The sequence below is a fragment of the Pseudomonas sp. BP8 genome, from assembly GCF_017875955.1.
Taxonomy (GTDB): Bacteria; Pseudomonadota; Gammaproteobacteria; order Pseudomonadales; family Pseudomonadaceae; genus Aquipseudomonas.
Map to the genome: position 1 here is coordinate 4347485 of NZ_JAGINK010000001.1, position 20788 is coordinate 4368272.

The 20788-nt window shown below is 55.9% G+C and carries 22 protein-coding genes and 1 pseudogene; 14 read left to right on the top strand and 9 right to left on the bottom strand.

From position 1 onward, the window contains the following. Positions 1-120: 120 nt before the first annotated feature. Positions 121-1032 (top strand): hypothetical protein, encoded by a 912-nt coding sequence (locus J3B00_RS18975; RefSeq protein ID WP_209870182.1) that lies wholly within the window; start codon positions 121-123, stop codon positions 1030-1032. A 219-nt stretch (positions 1033-1251) separates the two neighbouring features. Here the strand turns inward: J3B00_RS18975 and J3B00_RS18980 are convergent, their stop codons facing one another. Next, complete coding sequence (locus tag J3B00_RS18980) at positions 1252-1590, bottom strand: DUF3077 domain-containing protein (RefSeq protein ID WP_209870185.1); 339 nt, start codon at positions 1588-1590, stop codon at positions 1252-1254. A gap of 506 nt (positions 1591-2096) precedes the next feature. Here J3B00_RS18980 and J3B00_RS18985 point away from each other — a divergent pair. Both J3B00_RS18985 and J3B00_RS18990 read left to right on the top strand, forming a co-directional pair. Beyond that, positions 2097-2921, top strand: coding sequence for an AraC family transcriptional regulator (locus J3B00_RS18985; RefSeq protein WP_209870189.1), 825 nt, complete (start codon positions 2097-2099; stop codon positions 2919-2921). A gap of 71 nt (positions 2922-2992) precedes the next feature. Continuing rightward, a complete protein-coding gene (locus J3B00_RS18990) occupies positions 2993-3379 on the top strand; it encodes a cupin domain-containing protein (RefSeq protein ID WP_209870193.1) in 387 nt (128 codons plus the stop codon). 637 nt (positions 3380-4016) lie between these two features. On the opposite strand, the gene J3B00_RS18995 is transcribed toward J3B00_RS18990, so the two are convergent. Then, positions 4017-5222 carry a cysteine peptidase family C39 domain-containing protein gene (locus J3B00_RS18995; protein ID WP_209870196.1) on the bottom strand — a complete coding sequence of 402 codons (1206 nt, stop codon included), beginning with the start codon at positions 5220-5222 and terminating at the stop codon, positions 4017-4019. 344 nt (positions 5223-5566) lie between these two features. Between J3B00_RS18995 and J3B00_RS19000 the strand changes: the two genes are divergently transcribed. After that, positions 5567-5833, top strand: coding sequence for a hypothetical protein (locus tag J3B00_RS19000; protein WP_209870199.1), 267 nt, complete (start codon positions 5567-5569; stop codon positions 5831-5833). A 41-nt stretch (positions 5834-5874) separates the two neighbouring features. Here J3B00_RS19000 and J3B00_RS19005 read toward each other — a convergent pair whose 3' ends face one another. Both J3B00_RS19005 and trbK read right to left on the bottom strand, forming a co-directional pair. After that, the gene (locus tag J3B00_RS19005) at positions 5875-6231 is read right to left on the bottom strand and encodes a hypothetical protein (protein ID WP_209870202.1); all 357 of its coding nucleotides are present in this window, start codon (positions 6229-6231) and stop codon (positions 5875-5877) included. A 95-nt stretch (positions 6232-6326) separates the two neighbouring features. Next, positions 6327-6497 (bottom strand): entry exclusion lipoprotein TrbK, encoded by a 171-nt coding sequence (gene trbK, locus J3B00_RS19010; protein WP_209870205.1) that lies wholly within the window; start codon positions 6495-6497, stop codon positions 6327-6329. Positions 6498-6656: 159 nt separating this feature from the next. Here trbK and J3B00_RS19015 point away from each other — a divergent pair, with 159 nt between their 5' ends. The 4 genes from J3B00_RS19015 to J3B00_RS19030 all read left to right on the top strand — a co-directional run bounded on the left by J3B00_RS19015 (position 6657) and on the right by J3B00_RS19030 (position 8329). Then, positions 6657-6866, top strand: coding sequence for a DUF6434 domain-containing protein (locus J3B00_RS19015; protein WP_209870208.1), 210 nt, complete (start codon positions 6657-6659; stop codon positions 6864-6866). 392 nt (positions 6867-7258) lie between these two features. After that, complete coding sequence (locus J3B00_RS19020) at positions 7259-7501, top strand: hypothetical protein (protein ID WP_209870211.1); 243 nt, start codon at positions 7259-7261, stop codon at positions 7499-7501. A 169-nt stretch (positions 7502-7670) separates the two neighbouring features. Beyond that, a complete protein-coding gene (locus J3B00_RS19025; protein ID WP_209870214.1) occupies positions 7671-7940 on the top strand; it encodes a DUF3077 domain-containing protein in 270 nt (89 codons plus the stop codon). 122 nt (positions 7941-8062) lie between these two features. Further along, the gene (locus J3B00_RS19030; protein ID WP_209870217.1) at positions 8063-8329 is read left to right on the top strand and encodes a DUF3077 domain-containing protein; all 267 of its coding nucleotides are present in this window, start codon (positions 8063-8065) and stop codon (positions 8327-8329) included. 112 nt (positions 8330-8441) lie between these two features. On the opposite strand, the gene J3B00_RS19035 is transcribed toward J3B00_RS19030, so the two are convergent. Then, positions 8442-9245 carry an HNH endonuclease gene (locus J3B00_RS19035; protein ID WP_209870220.1) on the bottom strand — a complete coding sequence of 268 codons (804 nt, stop codon included), beginning with the start codon at positions 9243-9245 and terminating at the stop codon, positions 8442-8444. Between the two features lie 738 nt (positions 9246-9983). Between J3B00_RS19035 and J3B00_RS26725 the strand changes: the two are divergent. From J3B00_RS26725 to J3B00_RS19050, 5 genes and pseudogenes are all read left to right on the top strand, one after another. Next, positions 9984-10845, top strand: a pseudogene (locus J3B00_RS26725) (integrase). A gap of 218 nt (positions 10846-11063) precedes the next feature. Then, the gene (locus J3B00_RS19040) at positions 11064-12338 is read left to right on the top strand and encodes a HEPN domain-containing protein (protein ID WP_209870223.1); all 1275 of its coding nucleotides are present in this window, start codon (positions 11064-11066) and stop codon (positions 12336-12338) included. Positions 12339-12720: 382 nt separating this feature from the next. Further along, positions 12721-13107 (top strand): DEAD/DEAH box helicase family protein, encoded by a 387-nt coding sequence (locus J3B00_RS26845; RefSeq protein ID WP_281075874.1) that lies wholly within the window; start codon positions 12721-12723, stop codon positions 13105-13107. Further along, positions 13076-15655: a DEAD/DEAH box helicase family protein gene (locus J3B00_RS19045; RefSeq protein ID WP_348635964.1), complete on the top strand. Its 2580-nt coding sequence runs from the start codon at positions 13076-13078 to the stop codon at positions 15653-15655. Before J3B00_RS26845 ends, J3B00_RS19045 begins: the two co-directional genes overlap by 32 nt. Before the next feature lie 247 nt (positions 15656-15902). Then, entirely contained in the window at positions 15903-16154 is a 252-nt protein-coding gene (locus J3B00_RS19050) for a DUF3077 domain-containing protein (protein ID WP_209870226.1), read from the top strand. A 30-nt stretch (positions 16155-16184) separates the two neighbouring features. On the opposite strand, the gene J3B00_RS19055 is transcribed toward J3B00_RS19050, so the two are convergent. After that, entirely contained in the window at positions 16185-17291 is a 1107-nt protein-coding gene (locus tag J3B00_RS19055) for an endonuclease NucS domain-containing protein (RefSeq protein WP_209870229.1), read from the bottom strand. Positions 17292-17644: 353 nt separating this feature from the next. On the opposite strand from J3B00_RS19055, the gene J3B00_RS19060 reads away from it, so the two are divergent. Continuing rightward, positions 17645-18217, top strand: a complete 573-nt coding sequence (locus J3B00_RS19060; protein WP_209870231.1) for a hypothetical protein — start codon at positions 17645-17647, stop codon at positions 18215-18217. 108 nt (positions 18218-18325) lie between these two features. On the opposite strand, the gene J3B00_RS19065 is transcribed toward J3B00_RS19060, so the two are convergent. From J3B00_RS19065 to J3B00_RS19075, 3 genes are all read right to left on the bottom strand, one after another. Then, positions 18326-19846, bottom strand: coding sequence for an IS66 family transposase (locus J3B00_RS19065; protein WP_209870236.1), 1521 nt, complete (start codon positions 19844-19846; stop codon positions 18326-18328). Positions 19847-19909: 63 nt separating this feature from the next. Beyond that, entirely contained in the window at positions 19910-20245 is a 336-nt protein-coding gene (gene tnpB / locus J3B00_RS26735) for an IS66 family insertion sequence element accessory protein TnpB (protein WP_245362588.1), read from the bottom strand. Continuing rightward, complete coding sequence (locus J3B00_RS19075) at positions 20242-20562, bottom strand: transposase (RefSeq protein WP_034111071.1); 321 nt, start codon at positions 20560-20562, stop codon at positions 20242-20244. Before J3B00_RS19075 ends, tnpB begins: the two co-directional genes overlap by 4 nt. Positions 20563-20788 lie beyond the last annotated feature (226 nt).

Sequence of the window (20788 nt, forward strand, 5' to 3'; positions counted from 1 at the left end):
TATCCCCTCCTTCAACCACCTCCATCCGCCCCTGCTGACCGGCATTGATGCCCAATCGCCGCATACGGCAAGATGCGCCCTTTGATTTTCACCGACTGAATTTTTGAAAGGATCCTGCACGTGGCTACGACAGCCTTTGCTTCACTGGTTGCTGCAATCACCCTCGAATACAGCAACCCCCCTGTCCCGTTTGCCGCACTGCAGCAAATGCCCTACTTCGCCGCATTGGCTGTCTGGGCGACCTTTGCCATTTTCGCTGCCGGTATCCCGCTCCTGGTGAAGAGCACCCGTGCACAGTTGCTAGGGTTCGCAATCGCGACGATTGGTGCGGTGGTCATCTGCCTGTCCTCGGCCTCCGGCGCTCTGGTGGCCAAACGCGAGCTGGCAAACCTCCAGGAGCGTATTGCCGAGATCAAAATCCAGGTCAGTGCCCCGCGACTTACCGCCGAACAGCGCCAGGACCTCAATCAGCAACGTTTCACGCTTGAAGACGACGCACAACAGCAGGAAATCAAGATCGACCTTGCCGGCGTCATGACCAACTTTGCCGCCATGACGCTTGGCGGCTTTGGTGCGGGTCTGCTGACCGCAGTGGCGACCTCCACCCGTACACGGGAAGAGGATGAGCAGCTCGAAGCACCGGTGTTCTCAAAGATTCTGCACGCGCTTCATTATGTTTTCGCCTGGGTGGCAGTTTCATCCATCTTCACTGAGGTGGCGTTGATCCATGCAGCGCGGATGAGCTGGATAAGCACGGAACCATATCAGAGCGGCTATCTCGTCTCGTGCTGGAGCCTGGCAGTTGCATTGGTGCTTGCCGGGGCCGGTTTTTGCCTCGCCCACGTGCAGTCCAAGCCCAAAGCCAAGCCGCTGCTGTCGGTAATTGTCTGCGTCGTCGTCGCGTACATTTACGTGAAGGGCTTGAGCCTCGCCGCAGGCTTCCTCGGTGGCTGGATCTTGTTGAACGTGCCTTTGCTGCTGGTGTTCAGTGGCGTCAGGCAAAGATTGCACTGGCGGCGGTCTGCGGCCTGAATCAGCGGGCCCTGCACTCTCAGCGACACCTCCATCAACCAGCCCAGTTCCATACGCTCCCCCACTCGGCGAGCCGTGATCGACCGATCAGCGGCTTCGATGGTTGATTTGAAGGCGTGGATCACTGCATCCATAGTGCTTTTCCAGGTAGGCCCGGATGGCAAGCATAAAAAACCCGCCATTGAGGCGGGTGGTTCAAAGCGGCTTGATTAACCCCTATCACTCTGTTTCGGTCTCAGCCTCCTCCCGGCGTGCTTTCCCCTCCGCCACCATCTGCCGAATAAGCCCCGGCAGTTGCGCATCGACCATTGCCTTGGCCATTCCGCTCAAATAGTAAGTGGCGCGCATCAATGCCTTGGCTTCACTGGGCTTTTCGAGTGCCTTCTGGCTAAGCCCGGTAATGCACTCGAGGATCAAGAGGGTTTCTTCCAGCACTTCCTTGATGGGCAGTTCGCCGTCACCCTTGACCCAATCGCGATGTGCGCCTTTGCGTGCACGCCCAACCACGCTCACCACCTTGAGCCCTCCCGCCTGCTTGGGCTGATTGTCCTTTTCCATGCTCCTACCCCGCTGTCTTACGGCGCGGAAAAGTCTGCCGCGAGCGACAACCCTACCCACGCCCGATTGTAAAAAGGAGCCTGTCGCTCAACACCGCCGCGGCCCGCCACGCCGACCCGCGCAACCCTACGCAGATCGCTGCCCGTAACCTGGCCAACCACAGCGGTGAAAAACGACAGGCGAGCCGAGACTAGAGCGGCCTCCAAAACGCCACAACGGGGGTACAGGGGGAAAGGTGCCCATTGGGAAATGGACTACACGATCATCAGACGAAAATGCCGATTTCCTACAAGATGCAGCGGGCATTTGTAGCCGTATATAACTAGACGCTTGACCTGAAGAGGCCGCAGCTGTGCAAGAGCGCATGAATGCATGGCCGCTTCAAGCTGGCCACCGGCAACGATAGCCAGAAGGAGTACATATGTACTCCACATACCATCACCCCCCTGAAATCTCGCATTCAGGCAATAATCAATCACTCTGAGCGAATCGCAAGCAAACCACTCATGGCACGAAAAACAACCCACACAGCCACCCCCGACTGGGTCATACGTAGCGCCCACCCTGGCAATGTGGAGCGGATCGAAGCGTGGTTCGGCAGCCATGGCTACGACCCTCATCGTCACGACACGTACTCGATCGGCCGCACCCTCGCCGGCGTGCAAAGCTTTCACTACAAAGGGGCGCTGTGCCATGGCGTACCGGGTAATACACTGGTCCTGCACCCTGACGAAGTGCATGACGGCATGGCCGGCACGGATGCGGGCTTTCGCTACCGCATGGCTTACATCGACCCGGCACTGATCCAGAACGTGCTCGGCGGTGAGCCGTTGCCCTTCATTGCTGGCGGGCTATCCAGCGACCCGCGCCTGTACCGCGCCAGTGAAGCCTTCGTACAGGCCCTGGATCACCCGCTGGAAACATTGGAAGAACAGGACGCCGTGTATGACCTGGCCATAGCCTTGCGAGCAGTGGGCGGTAAGCCACGCGGCCGCAAACTTCTGGATTACCGCGCGGCCGAGCGCGCCAGGGCATTTATCATGGAGCACATTCACCTGGGCATTACCCTGGAGATGCTCGAACAGGCCAGCGGACGCGAACAATGGAGCCTGTCCCGCGACTTTCGCGCCCTCTACGGCACCAGCCCCTACCGCTTTGTCACCCTGCGGCGCCTGGACGCTGTGCGCCGGCTGATGCTTGATGGCTTCACCTTGGTTGATGCAGCCCTGGCCGCAGGCTTTCATGATCAGAGCCACATGACCCGGCACTTCACCCGCAGCTATGGCGTGTCGCCGTTGCGCTGGCTGGAGCGCTTGCGCCCTGCCCGCTGACGTGCAGGATCGTACAAGAACGGCGTATGCCGGTTGGATAGTCTGCCTCCTTCAACCCAAGAGGATCCGTCATGTCCGACTCCCGCCCGCAACACGCCGCATGCCCTGTGAACCTGGCCCACAAAGCTTCGCTGATCGATCAACAGTGGAGCCCGAGGGTGGTCGCTGAAATGAACGACTACCAGTTCAAGGTCGTGCGAATCGAAGGTGAATTCATCTGGCACTCGCACCCGGAGACCGACGAAGCGTTTCTGGTGCTCGAAGGCACCTTGCGCATCGATTTACCCGAGGGCTGCGTATATGTGAACCCCGGCGAGTTGTATGTGGTGCCCCGTGGCGTGGAGCACAGAACAGCGGCGCAGGGAGAAGCAAAACTGATGATGATCGAGCCGCGAGGCGTTCTGAATACCGGCCATGAAGGTGGAGAGCGAACAGCTACGAACGACGTCTGGATCTGACCGCACTGTCCACAGCCCGGCTGTCTGCAAGGACCACGCCCAAGTAGACACGTCAGCACCGCAGCCTGCAGCTTTACCCTACTTCCGCGACACAACGCCGCTCCCACAGAACAAACGCTAACCCATTGATTCAACGCCCCCCTGTAGGAGCGGGCTTGTCCCGCGAAACCGGCAAAGCCGGTGCCATCCACCACGATTGCCGGACAGCCCCCTTCGCGGGGCAAGCGATCCCCACAGAAACCGAGAAAACCTCATGTCTGCGCCCGCACTGTGGGAAATTGCCCAGCCCTTCGAGCCGCGCAATCGCGCAGAGAACAAGCCCGTAAATACACCGCACACCCTGTAGGAGCGGGCTTGCCCCGCGAAACCGGCGAAGCCGGTGCCATTCACCACGGTGGCTGGACCGGCCTCTTCGCGGGACAAGCCCGCTCCTACAGGCCCCGCTAAATCAATGAGTTAGCGTTTGTTCTGTGGGAGCGGCCTTGTGTCGCGAAAGGGCCGCAAAGCGGCCCCCCAGCCCAAGCCATGGCTTCATAAAGCAACCCCCTCCCGGCACCTGTTCCGCACAACAAAAGGGTCTAAAAATGCCCACCCACAACCAGGCTCTGGCGATTACTTTTTACGTCTTCGCCGAGGGTCAATTTTCAGTTTTAAGTCCGCTAACAAAACCCACTACTGCACTTCTAATTTCACGCCACTGCGATAGATGTTCTCTAGAAAATCGAACAGAGAGCATAGCCTTAGCACTAGGCTCCATGCTGAATTTCATGACGCAGGTCGCGACACCTTTCGGCACATAGGTTTTGTCACAGGAGATATATAAGTCAGCTGCGTCAGATTCGTTATGACCAAAAAATTTATCGTTTGCTCTTTCGTTATCTTTTGCAGCACCCCCCAGTTGTGGATCAGCCCCTGAAACCACAAAAGCATCTAGACCATATATCATTTCAGGGGTGCGTTCGTAATTATTAAGCCAAAACTCATTCGGAGATTTTATGCTTCTTAAAACAGCGTCCAATTGGCGCTGAGCAGCCTGGGGGCCTGGGTATATCTCTCCAGAATTGACCCCAATGCTCAGCCAGAGGCTATGCTTATTCAGGAAATTTGATCGATAATCGTCATTAAGTTCTTTACTGCTTTTGCAGGACATCTCCGGCAGCCGCACATCCATTCCCAAACTACGAATATTCCGCGTATTTCTATTTGATGCGGCATCGCTCGGTCTTTCTCCAAAACCTGGATCACCGTCGTACTCCACAAGCTCAGCGCAATAGCGTGGGATCTTGACTTTCATCCCGCCGAGCACCCCAGTGATATCTTCGGTAGCGCAAGACCTGCAGCCACCTTCAGAAAGCAAAAATTTACCTGGCTCAACCCAGCCACTGGCAATGTAGCCAATAAAGATCAATACAAGAACGGCTAGCGTAGTAAATAAAAATCTAGCACCGCGCCGGATCAGCAACAGCTCGCCGGTCCAGCGTTGCTCCAGTTGCTCGAAGCTCAGCACTTCGGGACGTTGCGCACGCGGATCGTGGATCAACGCCTTGCCATCGTCGATCCGGGCAATGATGAAGTAGCGGCCGTCACGGCCGGCAGCGATGGCGGGCAGCGGGGTGGTATCCAGGCGGCTAAGCGAGCTGCGCGCGGACTTGGCCTTGAGGCCCAGCTTCTTGGCGGCGAGGAGGAGTTCGGCACGGCCGAAGCGGCGGCCATCTTCGGCGAATTCGTGAGCGAGTTGTTCGAGGGAGGCGGCTACGTTATGAAAACGCGCCAGCATGACCAGACAGGCAAGTCCTGTGTCGACCTCAGGCGAAACGCCCGATCCTTGGGGTTCGTCTTGCATTTCATTCCTTTGACACGAGCCTCGCGAGAGCATGCGTGGCCAATGGCTGCGCAATGTACCGGCCATGCGCCACTCCGACAAGGTGCTGGCTACCTAGAGATGCGTGTGGGGAAACCCTCAGCTGCTCAAAGGTGGGTATCCAGGGGCTGGCCTCTCTGCGTTATGGGCGCGGAAGCCAAATGCTCTTGGGTGGAAATGGCTCAGGCTGGAGAGCGTTGATACTGCTCCACCCCCATTGCCGCCAACGCTCATCTTGTTCGAGTCGGTGTATGACTTCTGCTGGTACATCGGTGCCTGCGGGTATGTACTGGGGTGCCAGGGTATGCACTGCATCGAAGCCCGTCATGCCAGCCAGTGACCGAAGCATGATGTGCACCCGCTTGCAGCCATGTCAGGCCGCGACGCTTACCGTCGGTGGTTTGGTACACAATCAGATTGAGCGCGGCAGAGCACTCAAGCATGTCCTGCCCGCTCATGCAGAAGCGCCGATGGGGTGGCGAACCCAGCGGCAGAATACGCTGCGCAAACAGCTTGAGCAGCGGCTCCGCCTGCTGTGTGCAAATCATGCAATTGCTGTTCAGATCAATGCGCTTTCCCAACCAGCTCCGTAACAGAAAATTCCCCGCTACGGCACCAACCCTAAAGCCTCAGCTCAACGGCACTGCCCCGCAGCACTCAGCAGCGCATTGCAGTTGTTGGAAACAGATTTGCCCCCCGCCCCATCGCTATTCACCGAATTAGCTCCCGAGCAGATAGCGCTAGAGCTGACCGCCCCCATCACAGTGGTGATATAGCACTGGTGCTTACGTCCCCCAGTAGCGGCAACGAAGTTGATAGCCCCAGAAACCTCACCAGAGCGATTGGAAATGGTGACCTTGTCAGCAGTCGTATCCAGGGCAAAGGCTGCCTTGGTAGCCAGTTCTTCATCCGAAACGATGTTATTACCGATCGTGCCGCAACCGGCCAGGGTAGCGATCAAACCTGCGAACAGCATTTTCTTGGCGTACATAAAGACCTCTGTTTGAAACGTCCATTAGTTAAAAGACCCCACGCACAGGGGCGCTTCCATGTTCTTCAGGGGTAGCAAGGCTTACCGACTGGCGACTATCGAGACATGCACTTCTCGACCAGGGCTTCCCGGTCGGCATCGTCAGGCAGTGTCTTCCAGTGCTGGGGCTGGCAGTGCTCGTCGGTCACTGTGTAGTTGGCAGAGTCGTTGCCGCAGGCCGCCAGCAGCGTGGCGGTGGCAATCAGAAGCAGAGTTTTGCGAAGCATAAGCTGGCTCAGTCCATTGAGAGAGCCGAACGTTATAGCAAAAAAAACTTCGCAGCTGCAATTGGGTGCTGTCGTCCCCAAGCTACAAATGAAACCCGGCGATGGTCTGACACTGCTATCGTGCTGCGTCACGACAGGACGCTCGATAAGGAAATGGAAATGAGCTTTGACTGGCATGCTGGACCGATTACCCGCGCTACCCCGATAGACAATGGCTACCGGAACACGCAGAAGGTGCGGCAGTTTCTCGTGACTGAGTGCGGGGAGGGTTTCAAGTTCGACCGTGCCTTCATGGCCTGGATCAAGAGCGGCGTTCCTTCCACCATGGGCGACGTTGCAGATGAGTGGCTGCGCATCCACCGTCTCTAAGGCCGCGTTGACGCTGCGCTATTCAACATCGCGGCACGGCTTCGGACCGGTATTGCCGAGGCTCACACGATACATGCTGTTACGCCTGACTGCGAAAAAGATCAGATTTAGCCCCTTCCTTGTAGGGCGTTTCCCAAAGATACTGCCGGCGCCTGTTTTTCGTTGCGGCCTATCTGGCAAGCGCTCTAGTCTCGGTCCGTCGTTACTTTCAACGACATGACTTTGACAGGTCGCGACGGCAAACAACAACACGGTTCACCATAATGGTGGCTGTACGTGTGGGCACGCTTGCGTGCGCCGGAACTTGTTGTTTCCGCCGGTCTGTCAACCCGCGTACAGCTGCCACCCTCTGTTTGACAGCAGAAGGTGACAGCCCTGAAATGGAAGCAATCATGTTGAAGATAGTCCCCGATCCACCCCACAACCTTCACTCCCTCGAAGACACGCTGATGATGGCTGCCGACTACGCACTCTGCGCCGAGGCCGTCGCGCAGCAGGCGATGTTGATGCAACCCAAGTCGCCCTCCTCCTTGTTGATCATGACCTCCATTCACGAGCTAAAAACCTTGCGCAAATTGCTCGAGGTCGCGTTGGCGCAAGTGCAAATGCCGAGTGAGCCAAGAACTCGACACTGAGTCGCATCATGACAAGCCTGGCTTGGCTCTTTCACAGAGCTAGCCCCCTCACACGGCACCGCCCCCCGAGGTTGTAGACGATTCTTGGGGGCTCGGTGAAACCTGTGGGAGTTCGGCTAGCCGGTGATAAGGCCAGCCCAGGCATCTACAGCTTCAGGGAGATCAAACAATGGCCACCGAAGAAACCAGTTTCACTGTCGGCAGAACCACCTTCTACCAAGGTGAAAACCAAACCCATCCACTGTTTCGCATCGAACCCGGCATCCCCTGCCAAATCGCCCGCGAACAAGCCTCGGAACTGATGGGCTATGCGCGCGACCTGACCATCGACGGCTTGATAGAAGAGAAACCCCAACTGCTCTGGGCCTCGCACTACCTCTGCGCCCTGGCCAAGGCCCTGCTCGATGATGCAGAACTGGGCATGATGAAAACCCCTTGAACACTTCCCCTTAAGCAGTCCCACGCCGCCCCCCTTTGTGGGAGCGGCCTTGTGTCGCGAAAGGGCCGCATAGCGGCCCCAGCAATCCAAGCATCACCGCAGACTGCCAGGAGAACCCACTAATGCCAAAAGACGAAATCGTAACCGGCGGTAGTGAATGCAATCCAGACCATCGCTACGGCCCGTCGCGACGGTTGTTCACCAGCATCCCCGGGATACCCACCGCTCAAGCCAAAGAACAAGCCTCGAAACTGATTGAGTGCGCCCGCTATCTCAATCACACGGGCGTGATGCTGGGTGATCACCGAATGGTCGTAGCGTCCCACCACCTCAATGCGATGGTTCGGGTGCTAGTGGATCAGCTTGAGGACGAACGCCCTCAGTCTTGAAGCCGTGTTGAACGGTCATAAGCAAGCTGGGGGGGCGCTGCATACTCACCACGCAAGCCAACGGTGCCTGAATCTAATCACCTAGCAACCACGGCCGAAAATGAATGTGCTCTCAGGAGTCGAATACCCATCGCCCGCGTAGTATCCCTTTCAGTTCATCGACGCTGAGAGTCATATCCCGCTTCCGATGGACCACTGCGTGACAGTTGGCGCATAACGTGACGAGGTCAGTCTCAGGGTTCACCGTTTTCTCGCCACCGAACGCCGAGATCGGCACCACGTGATGTACGTGAATGAAGCCCTTGGCGTGTTCACCGTAAGCCTGTTCGAAACCAAACCCACATCCCTTGCAGTCAAGACCGTGGATGGCGATGGCCTTCGTCCTCAGATCTTTGCGGCGCTCATAGCGAGTTCCAAAGTAGCTTGACTTGCTGCCTTCATTGGCTGACTCAAAGACAAATGGGTCGCCTTCCATATCTAACGCCTCTGTTTCAGGTTTCGGAGGCTGAAGCTTTGCATGACTTAAAATGGAGTCGAAATCAGCTTGAGAAATAGGCCGAACCCCGTCACGCCAATAGTTCTTCACGCGGTTGGCGGGGATAGTCTCAAGGTACATCCCGCCAATTTTCGCAGGGACAGCGCTTTCAAACGGCATGAAGTTTTCGATCAGTGCGTAAAGGTCACCCTTATCACTGTTCGAGTCTGCGTAGACCTTACCGATGCGGGCTTTACCAAAATAATGCGGGTTGTCGCTGAGGCGGGCGGAGGCAAAAGATTTGTCCTTGATGCGTCCTTTGTAATAGATCACCTCGGTGCCCTGGGCGAGCCAGGTTTGGTAGCGCTTAGGGAAGTGATAGACAGCGCCTGTTTCGTCCTCCCACTGCGATGTGTCGTTCTCGACGATGACGACGGGCATTTCATTTTCCTCTCGGGAGACTCGGCGAAAGCCTACCAGAGAAAAGGAAATTTCCTACGGACAGTGTAAAAAATGAATGCCGCCTGTTGATGCACGGAGCGTTTGAGGACTGACCGCTTCGAAGGGCGCGAGCATGTGGGACAGCCTTGCGGACACCGCACCATTCCATCCCTAAGGCATACAGGGGCTACGTTAGAGCTCCCCGCCGATACTCCTGCCAAGGGGGCAGCGTTTAATACCGCTCGGCCGAAACTTGCGCCAACCTACGCCCGTCTCTTTCTTCGGGAAAGAGGCGGGCGCTTCTAGCACTGCGGCATCCCTCATGGCAGTTGGCTTTGCGGCAACTCCCCTCGTGACAATCGGCGTGACAAATGTCTAAGTCACCACGGAATGAACTGCACCTGACTGACAGTCAGGCATGGCCCCGGTCATCGCATTGCTATATTCATCCGGCTCAGGATATTCAGGTACGGGTTTCGTCAGCCAGCGCTGCCTACACCCGCCCACCGGTGACGGCGCTTAGGTGGCCAGATAATGAAATGCCCTTCCTCCCGATCGTAAGAAGCCGCCAGTCCCGCGTAGGGACACTCCCACAGGTCGCAGGAGCCTTGATCCCTGATAACACTCAGCATTCTTGGCGGGATGATGTGGGGCGATGATCGGAGAGCAGACGATGAGATGACCTACATGGCATTGGTGGGTAGACGCTATGGTCGTAATTTCGGCTAGGGCACGCAATTGCACTACGCAGGGCCACAGGCGCTGAAGGACATGTTCGGCAGTGGCCACTATGTCTCGGTCAAAGCGCACTGTGATCGTTGGAAGGTATTCGTGAAATGGTGCCGATCCGAACAGGGGGCCGGTATTAATGATGCGCGGCAGATTGCTCGGGGTTGGGCGCGGTGACCTCGCCGTCAGCACCGCACAAAATCGGCTATTCAGCGTTAACAGGACAATGGCAGCGCTACACGGTGATCACTACGTGAAGTTGCCCAGTCCGAGCAAGGCTTTAGGTATGCGGCGCACCGGGGTTCGACAGTCTGTATCACAGGGCCAAGACCGCGAACAGGTTAAACAGATCGTCGATGCGCTTTGCAGCTGTCATCAGCTGCAAAGCGCGAATGCTCTGTTGCGCGAGCCACCGGAATACGCTTGCGTGAGGCTATCTTGGCTGACCTGCCACGGCTAAGCCGTGAGGCTAACGATCTAGGCATGATCAACATCCAGGACGTCATCAAAGGCGGCCGCGCCGGTGCCTCACGTTGGATTACGGTGGATGACCATGTTCGTGATGCACTTAGGTTTGCACAGAAATTGTCACCTGCGGGTAGCCACGACCCACAACCTGATTGCGCCACACGAAAGCTACCTACATCTTCTGCATAAAATCATCCGTCCTGCGCGAGACATCCTGCATGGACACAAGCTACCATGAGCTACGAGCTGCCTACGCATGTGAACGCTATGAACAAATCATCCAGCACTCTGCGCCTATCGACGGCGGCCAATGTTGCTGGGTAGATTGGTACCTTGATTGTGAGGGCCGAAGCAAATCTGCTATGAACTGGGGCATGGTCGAATCGACGTGATCGCGGCTTAAATCGGAGGGCGTATATGAGTAAGCCATTCGATATGGAAATGTTCTTGGCTGGCGTCTTGACGCCAGGGACTTGTAACAGTAGTAGTCCTTAACGGGTTCGAGGGCACGATGTCTCGAGGCTAGGGAAAACGCGAGAACTTGAATAGCTAAAAAGCGAGGACTGACACGTCAACTTCAAAATGATATCATGACGCCAATAGAAATCGGAATACTCGGTCATGGAAAACCTAAAAGTTGAATACCTCGCAATAATCAATTCTAAAGAGGGCTTTTGCAACACCACCCCCTCTTTTAACAACCTCATTCAATCCTATGGCAGCGTTGATATAAAGAATAAGTACATTATTTTTGACGGCATAAGGTTCGATTATGACGTACAGCGAGGAGAAATCCAGAATAACAGCCATCTTTTTTATCACGTACGCCTTGGCTGCCCTAGCGACAGAGATGTCTCCATTTTCCTGTCTTTGCTGAAGTCGATTCGGACGATTTTGGCCAAAGTTTCCGAAAAGCCGGTTGAAGTATTGTGGGACGATGTAAGCAGCAGCTTGTCGTACGCAGCTTATCCAGTGATTCATGAAATTGAGAACATGATGCGTAAGCTTATTACCAAGTTTATGCTCACAAAAATTGGTTTGGGCTGGACCAAAGAGGCGGTGCCGAAGGAAGTTTCCGAATCGATTCGAACAAAGAAGAGTTCGGCTGGGAATAATTATCTGTTCGAGACCGACTTCATCCAGCTTTCAGACTTTCTGTTCAGACCGTATTCAACAGCAAATTCTTCGAAGCTCTTGGACAAACTTCGCTCAGCGCTTTCAGCCAGTGACGTCAATATAGAAGAGCTCAAGGAGCTGGTACCCACCTCAAACTGGGAAAGATATTTTCAGCCCATCGTGAGCTGTAAGAGTGAATACCTACAAACTCGATGGGCAAGGCTGTATGACCTGCGTTGCCTAGTGGCCCATAACAACTTTATCGGCCATGAGGATTTTGATAATATCCTCAAAATATCAGGAGAAGTTAAAGAGAAACTGAGCGAAGCACTGAGCAAACTCGACAACATTCATATGTCTGCTGAGCAGAAAGAGGAAGTTGCAGAAAACATTGCTACAACAGTGAACAGCACACACGCCGAATTGATTGGCATCTGGATTTCAATACAGCAACTACTCATTGAAATAGCGATGAACGCGCTGGATCATGTGCAAGCACGCGATCTCATCAAGAAAAAAACTTCTACACGCATGATAATCGACAAGCTTGTCAATCAATCTGTGATTACAGTAGAACTTGCTCAAGAGCTGGTAAAGCTCCAGCTGTCCCGAGATATCATTGTGCACAACGTTGATGCTGAGTTAAGTGATTCGGTGTTGCTAACAGCTGAGACTGCTAAGCATGAATTGATTGATGTCCTGGAAACCTTGGACTGTGCTCCTAACTTTTCTGGCTTGGAGGTAACGGACCCGGAGACTCCCGAACCTTCCGCGGCATAGTCGCAGTGAGTTGATAGAAACCGCGTGGCTACAGTCCGCCTTGAATCAAAAGCTGCGTTTTGCGAGGGCGTGCTCTCACTCCTTAGCTGCCCATAGCGGAGGACAGTTCTCGGCCCGCAGAGGACGTTCAGTACACCCGGCCCTCACGACCAAATTTCGTGATGGCAATGAGTCTTACTTCTAGGGATCGAACTAACGACTCAACTCTATAGCGAAAGTGTATGTGTACGACCTTCTCGGCTTACAGGGGGAGATGCTTGCATGATAGGTTACCCAGGTCGGGAGGGCGCGCCTGGCAGGGCTACACCCTTCCAGCGCTTCGCTGGTAGCATGTGGCCATTAGCTAGGTAGGCTAATCCTCATCCTCCACCTGGTACCCGTAATGGCCGTTGAAGCAGGGAAGTACACAGACGTCTATCGCAGCTGGCAGCAGCATCTGTTCAATTTCAATCTGGCCGTCCGGGATACCCAGACGCCGGGTTTGCGCAAGCCGCAACTGGCCGCGCTGTATGCCGCGCTAGGGCACATGGTGATGGCACCCGCCACGACTGCCACTATCGTGATGCCGACCGGCACCGGGAAAACCGACACTATGCTCGGGCTACTGGTCGCAGGTCGATTGCCCAGGACCCTGGTGCTAGTGCCATCCGATCCGTTGCGTTCGCAACTGGTCGAGAAATGCCTTGAACTGAAGAAGCTACGGGAGATCGGTGCCGTTTCGACCACCGCACTGAACCGTGCAGGCGATCGGTTCAGGCCTTTCGGCTGACGGGGTCCAACAGCTAGCCGAGGCCAACGTCATCGTTGCCACGCCGCAAGCGCTGCAACGCTTTGACCAGCCAGCCTTGGAGACTATGGCCGCGTTGTGCAGCCACTTGATAATTGATGAGGCGCACCATGTGGCAGCCTTGACCTGGGACCGGGTCAAAAACGCGTTCAAGGATAAGCCCTGCCTGCAGTTCACGGCCACGCCGTTCCGTGAGGACAACCAGCCGCTTGATGGCAAGATCATTTACAACTACCCGCTGAAGGATGCCCAGATCGATGGCTACTTCAAGGCGATCGAGTTCCATCCCGTGCGCGAGTACAACCTGGAACTGGCGGACCAGGTGGTGGCTGACAAGGCAGTCGAGCTGTTGCGAAACGACCGCGCGCAAGGGTTCAACCACCTGCTGATGGTACGTGCAAGGTCGCAGAAGCGTGCCGCCGCACTTTTTGAATTATATAAACAGCATGAGGATCTTTCGCCCATCCTCATCCACAGCAAGGTGCCGAATCGAGCCAAGCTACTGCGTGAAATCGTCGAGAAGAAATACAAGATCATCGTCTGCGTGGACATGCTGGGGGAAGGTTTCGATTTGCCGGAGCTGAAGATTGCGGCTATCCACGACCAGCACCGCAGTCCCGCCGTCACCCTGCAGTTTATCGGTCGCCTGACGCGAGTCGATGATTCGCTCGGTGACGCCAAGTTCGTCTCGAACATCGCCAACCAGAAAGTCGATTACCAGATGGCGGTGTTGTACAAGGAAAGTGCCGACTGGAGTGCGGTGATCCGCGATGTCAGCCAGAACAAGATCGCCCGCGAGATCGAGAAGGAGACGTTCACCGAACAGTTTCCGGAGGATGCCGATGCTGAGGACATTTTCGGCTTGAACCCCAACCCCAAGACCAGTGCGATCGCCTATCATGTAGAGCGCAACGACTGGAGACCCGAGAAGGCCAAGCACTTCTCGCAGAAGAGGGAGCCGCTGCAGCTACTGTCCATCAACGACGAAGCCGACACCATCATAATGGTAACGCGGCGCGAAACGCCCGTAGGCTGGGCGCAGACGTCGTCGATCCTGGACACCAACTGGATCCTCTATTTGGCGTACTACCATGCGCCCGACAAGACGCTGTTCGTTCACTCTTCCGGGGATGAATCGCAAACCAACCGATTCCTGAGCCTGATCGCCAAGGATGCCCGGCGCATCAGCGGCGAGCCGACCTTCCGCCCCCTGCACGGCATCAAACTCATGAAGCTGCAGAACGTGGGCCTGTCGCGCATGCGCAAGGATCTGCGCTTCACCATGCATGTTGGGCGCGACATCAATACCGTCATCAGTGAAATCGAGAACGGTACGGCGAGGAAGTCCAACATCTTCGCAACCGGCTACGAAGATGGCCGGCGCACCACCGTTGGTTGCTCGCACAAGGGCAAGATCTGGGAAATGAACGCGTCGAGCATCAATGACTGGATCGAGTGGTGCAAGCGCGCCTCGCAGAAGCTCAACGACGCGACGATCAACCCCTCTGAAGTGCTAAAAGATGTGATTCGCTCAGAAAAGATCGAGCGGGAGTGGCCCGAGGGACTGTTCTATGCCGATTGGCCGACGTCGATCCTGATCGAAAATGAACAGAAGATCTCGTTGGCGTACCTGGCTGAGGTGTTCAACCTGCTGGATGTTGAATTGGGCAAACCCAGAAGGATCGATGCACTGACTCTGGAGGTGCCCGTCAGCACAACGGCAATCGATGGCACGGAGCGCCACCTGCCTGATATCACGATCCGGCTGTTGGATGACGCTTATAAATTTTCCTGCCCGGGGGTCAAGATCGTCTTCGCTGAAGAGAGCTCGTTCGAGCAGTACCTGGATACTAACCCACTGGTGCTGCTTGCCGTCGACGGTTCGATTGTCGAAGGCAATTACCGCTACTTCTCCCCCAACAGTTTGGGCCTGAGGCTGCCGGTCACCCTGATCGAAGCCTGGGATTGGGGCACGACTAAGATCCACAGTGAGTCGATGCGGGCGGACCGCAATCCGGACACCGTTCAGGGGTTCACCTATAGTCGAATCGAGAACGATTACACGTTTATTTTCAACGATGATGGTGCCGGTGAAATCGCCGACCTAGTGGCGATCAAGGAAAGCAAGGACGCTATCTTTGTCGACCTGTACCACTGCAAATATTGCCCTCAACAAGGTGGCGAAGCGCGACCGGGCGCGCGCGTTTCCGATGTCTACGAGGTCTGCGGCCAGGCATCACGCTCGGTGAAGTGGTTGCACACGGAAGAAAAGTTCTTCAACCGCTTATTGCAGCGCTACCAGCAATCGCTGCCCAAAGGCTTTGACAGGATTCTAAAGGGTGAGCCCATGGATTTGGAGCTGCTGCGTAATAAGTGCCACGACCACGAGATGGTATTCCGCTTTGTGATCGTCCAACCCGCTATTTCGGCAGGTAAGGTCTCCGCTGATCAGTTAGCCGTGCTGGGTACCAGTTACGCGTACATCAAGAGCGTGTCCGGCTCGGATGTTCGTGTTATTACCAGCGTTTGAATTAGGATCGCTACCGCCTGGTGGCGCTGAACACTCCGCCTAGTCGCCATTAGATGAGTCAGGGACGACCGCAGCTGCAGCCCCACGGACAGTGACAAAGTGCTCCGGAGTCGCCGGTTATACTCGATTTCCTGGGGCATGCTGGTGGGAGGGTTTGGCCATGACGCTGACGTGGTCGTAAAGGGCGTCAGCTTGTGGCCAAAAATCTCCTCAAGCCTTTCAACCAGGGGTGATTGATCGATGCCCAATGAAGACATCATGCACGGTCGGTGAAACCGTGCTCTATCATGGTGAAAACCGAACTCAACCACTGTTGCGTATTGAATTCGGCATCCCCTGCGAGCGGGATCGGGAACAGGCTTCAGAGCTGATGGATTACGCTCGAGACTTGACCACAGATGGTTTGATTGAGGGTAAGCCAGCGTTTAACTGGGCTAGCAATATCTATGCGCGCTGGGTAAAGCTGCTGGATGATACGGAGCTGGGGGTGATGCGCTGAGCTCGAGTCGAGCCCAAAGCATACCCCCCACTACATAACCTCACTAGCGTCCATATCATCGAAATGAGGAAAGCGCTCCTTCAATCGCTCGATAGTTGCTCTCCATTTCGGCGTCTTGGGCCGGCAAACCGTATTCTGATTCCCGAACATTCCAATCTCACGAACCGCCAAGCTAATCGGAACTGTTTGTAGCCACTGGATCGGGACGAAATATTCGCAGTGCTCAGGGTCATCAATGAATTCGGCGTGATAGCTGGCGCGGACCGCGACTTCCATTACCGGCCGCTCCTCGCCATCCTTCATCACCCTGAATTCATTTGCTGCGACAGCACGGCCGAGCACGCGACCAACCCCCACATAACCTTGCTGGGGAATATTGATCCACACACGATCCTCTGCGGCCAACAGCTGGAGCGTCTTGCTGTACCAGGGACCTCCACCGCCGGATATGAACCCGAACTCCACAGCATCGGCCCATGAGCGTGAATTCGAGTCTCCAAATGAGCAGTAAAACTCGCCATTCCAAGGCTCACTCAGCCCTTGGCTGGCAGACGCGGCATTCACTTGGGTCTGCACTGGATCGAGCAACCAGGACCTACTCAGCAATTGTTGCTCGCCTGCCTGAAAGACCTGGAAGCAGAGCACGTTGATCGGAATGTCGCGCTTGCTGAGGTATTGCACGATCCGCTCGCTACTCGCATCCAACTCTGTGGCGACGATTATCAACTGATGGCTGGCATTCAGCTCATCGTCATCCAGCACACGGCCGAAACGTGTTTGGAAGTCAACAGAGAGGCTTTGCCCTGGACGGAAACGTTGATAAATCGCAGCGATATCGCTTTCCGTCAGGCCATCTACCCAGGCAGCGTAATCGAGTGTTTGAGCAACCACCTCGCGAGGCGTACGGTCTCGTTTGAGCTCAATCAGGACAAGGCTGCCGTCAGGGGCGACAGCGAGCAGGTCAATGCGCCCACCCGCATCTGTAGGCTCCTGCCGTCCTATGAGCATCCATTCTTCAGACAGAATGCTCGGCGAGTTGACGATCATTTCCTCTAAAAGCTGCTCACTTGGCAATTGGCTTTGGTACAGCTTTTTTGGTGCAGAGCCAACGGTCCAAACGTCGGTTTTGATGGGCACGGAGCATTCCTTGAGCGCTATGTTGGGCGGTAGTGAAGCATGGATCGGAGAGACTTTGAAGCTGCTCTTCGGGCTCGTCAGAGCCTGGTCATCGTGGAAACTACACCCCCTGGCTCACGACGTTATCGACGGTATCATCAAGGAAGCCAAAGCCGGGCTGGACAAAATCTTGAGGGGTAAGCCCAACGCTCGTATTTCTCTCCGTGCGTAAACCTGCGGTGGGATGAAGCCGATTTTCCAGGCGCTGTAAAAAGACTATTCAAGGTTGAAGAAAAAGAATTTTAATTCACCTCGATTGCGCCGCTCTCGAAAGGAGCGGCGTTGTAACTGACCCTTACTAAAATTGGTGCCCTATGATGCGCTTTAGCTCTCGCGTTGCTCTTCCGCAATATTCCGAATTCTTCCGCACTGAGTACGACCAGCAACAGAATGTTGGTGCCCTCGGCGCCCACTACTCCATTCTCCGCCTCCCCTTGATCTCCAAGCCCGATAGCCCTGTAGAGCTGCAGCGCCTGGCCGTAATTTGGGATCAAGACCACGATGAGCGTGTCATCACTTTACTGGAAGCTGCCTATTTCAAAGGCCTGCTTGCACCTGGAATCCTCTATCTCGCTGAGCACAAGGGTCACGTAGCAGTGATCACCAATAACGACTTCGACAAGGCTGAAAGGAAACGCCAGTCCCGTTTATGGCAGCGCGTCAGCGATGAGGTCATTACGGGCGATCAGTTCAAAGTAGAGATAATGCTTGAAGAGGATTACCTCTTCGACCTTCAGGAAGAACTGCGCCCGTTGTTCAAGACTTATCTTGAGCATATCGATCACGCCTGGACACTTGGCCCGAACGCCTATCATCGTCGCAATGACTCGGATCGACCGCGCGGAGACCTCTTCAATACAGTTAATTTGAGTAAGCGCTCCTGGTAAATAATGCGGTGCCAAATCATCAGGTTCAACCCTGAAATTCTTACTGCTTCCTGACTCGAATACAAGGCACTTACGCTGTAAGCGTCCGCCCAACTCACCTTGCGTATGTTAGGCAGACACCCACTGATGCGGTAACAGTTGCCCGATCTCACTGGCCCGTTGCGTCGGCAACCGCGTCAGTACATCTTTGAGATAGGCATACGGATCATGCCCATTCATGCGCGCCGATTGGATCAGGCTCATGATTGCAGCTGCTCGTTTGCCGCTGCGCAACGACCCGGCAAATAACCAGTTCGAGCGCCCGAGTGCCCATGGCCGTATCTGGTTTTCAACTTGGTTGTTGTCGATGGGCACAGCACCATCGTCCAGGTAGCGCGTCAGCGCTACCCAGCGTTTCAGGCTGTAGTCGAGGGCTTTGGCCGTGGCTGATCCGTTGGGCACCAGGTCGCGCTGGGCCAACATCCAGTCATGCAATTTTTTACTGATCGGTACCGCCATTTCCTGACGTATTCGCCAGCGATCTTCATCACTCATGTCCCGCGCCTGGCGTTCCACCTCGTACAGGCCGCTGATCGAGTGCAACGCCTGTTCGGCTAGCTGACTTTTGTTCGCCACATGCAGATCGAAAAACTTGCGACGGGCGTGGGCCATGCAGCCGATCTCAGTGATGCCTTGCTCAAAACCAGCTTTATAGCCAGCGAAGTCATCGCAAACGAGCTTGCCGTTCCAGTCGCCCAGGAAGTTACGCGCGTGTTCGCCAGCACGGCTTGGGCTGAAGTCGTAGACCACCGCCTTGAGCGCCGAAAACGGCGTCGTGCTGTAGGCCCAGACATAGGCTCGGTGGGTTTTCTTCTCGCCCGGCGCAAGCATTTGCACCGGCGTTTCATCAGCGTGAATCACGCCCTGGTTCAGAACGGCTTCACGCAGTGCATCGACCAGCGGCTGGAGCCGCACACCGGTTTGTCCGACCCACTGGGCAAGGGTCGAACGAGCGATTGCCAGCCCCGCGCGGCCAAAGATTTTCTCCTGCCGGTACAGCGGCAAGTGGTCGGCAAACTTCGCCATCATCACGTGGGCCAACAAGCCTGTGTCGATAACCTGCGCCGGCACCGGCGCCTGCATCAGTATCTCGCACTGACGGCAGGCCCATTTGCCACGCACATGTTGCTCGACAGTGAACACGCCCGGCGTGTAATCCAGCTTCTCGCTGACGTCTTCGCCGATGCGCTGAAGTTGGCAGCCACAGGCGCACTGAGTCTCTTCGGGTTCGTGACGAATCACTGTGCGTGGAAACTGCGGCGGCAATGGCGCACGTTTCGGAGATTGCCGTGGCTCGGCTTGTGGCGAAGCTGGAAGGAGCTGTTTCAGTTCTGCTTCGATAGCTTCAAGGTCTGTGTCGAGCAGGTCATCCAGCAAGCTGCCTTGCGCCGGGCTGATTTGCTCGCTGCGCTTAGCAAACTTGTGGCGCTTGAGCAGGGCGATTTCGAACTTGAACTGTTCGATGAGGATTTCATCGTTCTGGATCTTCCTGCTCATCGCCTCGACTTGGGACTGCAACTGCAGCGCCTGTGCCGCCAAGGCACGGAGCTGTTTCGGGGTCATCTGGTCGAGGTTGGGCGAGAAAGTCATGCCGCCGATTGTGCCAGAGCAGGCCCGAAACGACGACAAGCAGACCGGTCAAATGGCCGGCGATTACAGCATGCTGATCACGCCACCCGTACCGACTCGCTGCCACGGCAAACCCAGTACCAACGCCTGGAGTTGTTCGCTGTCGAGTTCGACCTCGCAGCCGTGGCGAATTCCGGGCCAGTGAAACTTGCCTTGGTTCAGTCGCCGCGCCGCAAGCCAGACGCCCACGCCATCGTGCACCAGTACTTTCATCCAGTTAGCCCGACGATTGGCGAACAGATAAGCGCAGTGCGGCTTCGCCGCACCGAACACTGCGATCACCCGGGCTAATGCGGTTTCGGTGCCGGCGCGCATATCCATCGGCTCGGTGGCCAGCCAGATTGCATCGATGCGGATCATTGAGCGACAGCCCGGATAAATTGCGCGCAGCCCTCGGGATCTGAGGTTGGCCATTTCACTGTGATCACTTGGCCGGCCATGGGCAACTCGATGATCACTGACGCTTCGGCTGGCCGTTTAGGTACGGCTTTTAGCGGGACGAATGCCGGTAGTGAAGTCGCTGCGGGCTGGTCTCGATAGAGCGGCATCCATTTTCGGATGACGTTGGCATTGATGCCGTGGCTGATGGCGACACTTGAGACAGTCGCCCCAGGTTGCAGGCATTCCTGAACGACTTGGGCTTTGAACGGTTTCGGATAAGAGCTTCGTTGGCGCATGGAAATCCTGGCGATAAGGGCGATCGCGTCCGCTTAAAAATACGCGGACACCATCGCCCTTAAAGCTGGAGTTCGGAAGGTGAGTTCGCCGGACGCTTACCCTTCGAGAACGTGGCCACCACCTAGTTCGAGCTCGAAAGACGCTGTCACCCCTGCCTACTCCGAGGACATTTGGCGGTCGCTCGCACTGGACCTCTACGAACAACCACCGACGAGCGTCATTGAG

Bases quoted from the DNA above. Each gene is read 5' to 3' on its own strand.
- J3B00_RS18980 (WP_209870185.1), bottom strand. From the start codon at position 1,590: ATGGAAAAGGACAATCAGCCCAAGCAGGCGGGAGGGCTCAAGGTGGTG.
- J3B00_RS19040 (WP_209870223.1), top strand. From the start codon at position 11,064: ATGGAAAACCTAAAAGTTGAATACCTCGCAATAATCAATTCTAAAGAG.
- J3B00_RS19025 (WP_209870214.1), top strand. From the start codon at position 7,671: ATGGCCACCGAAGAAACCAGTTTCACTGTCGGCAGAACCACCTTCTAC.
- trbK (WP_209870205.1), bottom strand. From the start codon at position 6,497: ATGCTTCGCAAAACTCTGCTTCTGATTGCCACCGCCACGCTGCTGGCG.
- J3B00_RS18990 (WP_209870193.1), top strand. From the start codon at position 2,993: ATGTCCGACTCCCGCCCGCAACACGCCGCATGCCCTGTGAACCTGGCC.
- J3B00_RS19060 (WP_209870231.1), top strand. From the start codon at position 17,645: ATGATGCGCTTTAGCTCTCGCGTTGCTCTTCCGCAATATTCCGAATTC.
- J3B00_RS18995 (WP_209870196.1), bottom strand. From the start codon at position 5,222: ATGCAAGACGAACCCCAAGGATCGGGCGTTTCGCCTGAGGTCGACACA.
- J3B00_RS19050 (WP_209870226.1), top strand. From the start codon at position 15,903: ATGAAGACATCATGCACGGTCGGTGAAACCGTGCTCTATCATGGTGAA.
- J3B00_RS19065 (WP_209870236.1), bottom strand. From the start codon at position 19,846: ATGACTTTCTCGCCCAACCTCGACCAGATGACCCCGAAACAGCTCCGT.
- J3B00_RS18985 (WP_209870189.1), top strand. From the start codon at position 2,097: ATGGCACGAAAAACAACCCACACAGCCACCCCCGACTGGGTCATACGT.
- J3B00_RS19015 (WP_209870208.1), top strand. From the start codon at position 6,657: ATGAGCTTTGACTGGCATGCTGGACCGATTACCCGCGCTACCCCGATA.
- J3B00_RS19035 (WP_209870220.1), bottom strand. From the start codon at position 9,245: ATGCCCGTCGTCATCGTCGAGAACGACACATCGCAGTGGGAGGACGAA.
- J3B00_RS19075 (WP_034111071.1), bottom strand. From the start codon at position 20,562: ATGCGCCAACGAAGCTCTTATCCGAAACCGTTCAAAGCCCAAGTCGTT.
- J3B00_RS19030 (WP_209870217.1), top strand. From the start codon at position 8,063: ATGCCAAAAGACGAAATCGTAACCGGCGGTAGTGAATGCAATCCAGAC.
- J3B00_RS19005 (WP_209870202.1), bottom strand. From the start codon at position 6,231: ATGTACGCCAAGAAAATGCTGTTCGCAGGTTTGATCGCTACCCTGGCC.
- J3B00_RS26845 (WP_281075874.1), top strand. From the start codon at position 12,721: ATGGCCGTTGAAGCAGGGAAGTACACAGACGTCTATCGCAGCTGGCAG.
- J3B00_RS19020 (WP_209870211.1), top strand. From the start codon at position 7,259: ATGTTGAAGATAGTCCCCGATCCACCCCACAACCTTCACTCCCTCGAA.
- J3B00_RS19000 (WP_209870199.1), top strand. From the start codon at position 5,567: ATGCCAGCCAGTGACCGAAGCATGATGTGCACCCGCTTGCAGCCATGT.
- tnpB (WP_245362588.1), bottom strand. From the start codon at position 20,245: ATGATCCGCATCGATGCAATCTGGCTGGCCACCGAGCCGATGGATATG.